General features: G+C 68.1%; 3 protein-coding genes. 2 read left to right on the forward strand and 1 reads right to left on the reverse strand.

Annotated elements, in window-relative coordinates; translation table 11 throughout:
* The first annotated feature begins 151 nt into the window (after window positions 1-151).
* Entirely contained in the window at window positions 152-1183 is a 1032-nt protein-coding gene (locus tag AC3XYG_RS39410) for a hypothetical protein (protein WP_489145372.1), read from the forward strand.
* Window positions 1184-1233: 50 nt separating this feature from the next.
* Here AC3XYG_RS39410 and AC3XYG_RS39415 read toward each other — a convergent pair whose 3' ends face one another.
* A complete protein-coding gene (locus tag AC3XYG_RS39415) occupies window positions 1234-1935 on the reverse strand; it encodes an orotate phosphoribosyltransferase (protein ID WP_489145373.1) in 702 nt (233 codons plus the stop codon).
* Between the two features lie 118 nt (window positions 1936-2053).
* Here AC3XYG_RS39415 and pyrC point away from each other — a divergent pair.
* The coding region (gene pyrC, locus AC3XYG_RS39420) for a dihydroorotase (protein WP_489145374.1) at window positions 2054-2755 on the forward strand (702 nt) is incomplete at its 3' end.

Here is a 2755-nt window from a genome sequence, read left to right on the forward strand (position 1 = left end):
TCATCCCTCGATGCGGCGGCCGTCTCGCGCGCATCGGGCATGGCTCATGTGTCAGAACCGATTTCAGCCGTAGCCGCTTCCGCCGCTTCGGAAATGGCGCGGTAACGACTTAGTGTCATCGGTTATGGACGTTGGAAGACAGAGGTGTGCGATGCACGATGACATGGGGCAGCGTGAGACCGGACGGTCCGGACGGGCCATTCATCTGGTCGGCAGCGTCCCGCTCGGTTCCGCCGAGGAGGTCTTCCGGATCTGTGCGGCCACGCTGGGGCCTCGCGCCCGGCGGCTGACCGACGGGGAGACCGGCGAGCGGTCGAACTGGATCCGCTGGCAGCGTCCGGTCTTCGAAGCGACGCCGGGGATCGAGGCCGCGCAGCCGACCGACGGAGGGGCCGGCGTGTCGTTCCGGTTGCGGCCGGGACATGGGGGCGACGTCCGCTTCGGCCGCCTGGGCTATGCCGACGCCGCACTGCGGTCCTGGCAGGATTTCCAGCGATTGCAGGCCGAAGGCCTCATCCGGGCGGAGCAGCGATTCCAGGTCAGCCTGCCGACGCCCGTCGCGGTCGTCGGCCGCTTCGTCGACCTGCACTCCCAGGCCGAGCTCGAACGATCCTACGAGGCGGCCCTGCACTTCGAGGTGCAGGAGATCCAGGACGGCATCCCGCATGACCGGCTGGCCATCCAGTGGGATGTCGCGATCGAGATCGCCATATTGGAAGGCGTGCTGCCGATCCATTTCGACGATCCGTTTGCCGGGATCGTGCAGCGCCTGCGGCATCTGGCCGGCTGGATAGAGCCGGCGGTCGAGCTCGGTCTTCACCTCTGCTACGGCGATGCCGGTCACAAGCATTTCAAGGAGCCGGCGGACACCGCGCTGGTCGTGCGCATCGCGAATGCCGTTGCGGCGGGGGGCCGACGGCTGGACTGGGTCCATATCCCCGTGCCGAAGGACCGGCACGACCCGGCATATTTCGAGCCCCTGGCAAATCTCGTCCTTCCGCCGACCTGCACGCTGTTCCTCGGCCTGGTGCACGATACCGACGGGCTGGAAGGGACCAGGCGCCGGCTGGAGGTGGCCGAACGCTACGCGCCCGCCGATTTCGGCATCGCCACCGAATGCGGATTCGGACGCCGCGATCCCGGCACCCTTCCCGGCCTGCTGCAGCTTCACGTCGCGATCTGAGGGGCGCGAGCCGGATTCGTCACGATCCGGCGGAGCCCCGGGGCGCCGGCTCAGTCGGTCGGCATCGCGTCGATGCCGCCATGCGCGGCCGACCAGGACACCGGGTCGTGCAGGAACTTCTCGACCTCATCCAGGGTCTTGGCGTCGAAGTAGTTGCCGGTCTTGCAGAATTCCAGCACGTCCCACCAGGTGGCCAGGGCGTGCAGCTGGACGCCGATCGATTCGAAGAACTTCGGCGTGTCCTTGAAGATGCCGTAGTTGAACAGCACGAAGACGTGCTCGACCACCGCGCCGGCGTCGCGCAGCGCCTGGCAGAACTTGGCCTTGCTGCGGCCGTCGGTGTTCAGATCCTCGACCAGCAGCACCCGCTGGCCTTCGGTCAGCACGCCCTCGATCTGGGCGTTGCGGCCGAAGCCCTTCGGCTTCTTGCGGACATACTGCATCGGCAGCGCCAGCCGGTCGGCGATCCAAGCGGCGTAGGAGATGCCGGCGGTCTCGCCGCCCGCCACCGCATCGATCTGCTCGAACCCGACCTCGCTCAGGATCAGCGTGGTGGCGAAGTCCATCAGCGCGCCGCGGACGCGGGGGTAGGAGATCAGCCGACGGCAGTCGGTGTAGACCGGGCTGGCCCAGCCGGAGGTGAACTTGTAGGGCGTCTCGGCGTTGAAATGGATCGCCTTGGTCTCCAGGAACGCCTTGGCGGTCAGGCTGGCGATGGTCTTGCGGTCGGCAAAGCTGGTGGAGAGGATCATGGCGGGCTCCGGCGCAGGGGTTTGCGCGTCTTAGGGCTGGGGCAGCCATCTGGCAAGCGGGCTTGCGTCCCAAAGAACGCATGGCCAAGATCCGCCCGCCGCTTCAGGGACCCTCGCCATGACGACCCAACCCGATCACCTGACCCTCCGCCGCCCCGACGACTGGCACCTGCATCTGCGCGACGGCGCCATGATGCAGGCGGTGCTGCCGCACAGCACGGCGCATTTCGGCCGTGCCATCATCATGCCGAACCTGACGCCGCCTGTCGTGACCAGCGCCGACGCCGCGGCCTATCGCGACCGCATCCTGGCGGCGCTGCCGGCCGGCGCGCGCTTCACGCCGCTGATGGTCGCCTACCTGACCGAAGGCACCGATCCGGACGACCTCGCCCGCGGCCAGGACGAGGGCGTGCTGACGGCGGTGAAGCTATACCCGGCGGGCGCCGCCACCAATTCGCATGGCGGTGTGCGCGACCTGGCCAAGGTCCGGCCGGTGCTGGAGCGGATGCAGGCGATCGGCCTGCCGCTGCTGGTGCATGGCGAGGTGGTGGATCCTGACATCGATATCTTCGACCGCGAGGCGGTGTTCATCGAGCGCCACCTGCAGCCGATCCGCGCGGATTTCCCGGAGCTGCGGATCGTCATGGAGCACGTCACCACCCAGGACGGGGTCGACTTCGTGCTCGACCAGGGCGACGGCCGGGTCGGCGCCACGATCACACCGCAGCACCTGGTGCTGAACCGCAACGACCTGCTCGTCGGCGGGGTGCGGCCGCATTACTACTGCCTGCCGGTGGTGAAGCGGGAGAACCACCGCCTG

The organism is Inquilinus sp. (assembly GCF_057815775.1).

What these genes read in the sequence shown, in the direction of transcription:
- AC3XYG_RS39410 (WP_489145372.1), top strand. Translation starts at nt 152, where the DNA reads ATGCACGATGACATGGGGCAGCGTGAGACCGGACGGTCCGGACGGGCC.
- AC3XYG_RS39415 (WP_489145373.1), bottom strand. Translation starts at nt 1,935, where the DNA reads ATGATCCTCTCCACCAGCTTTGCCGACCGCAAGACCATCGCCAGCCTG.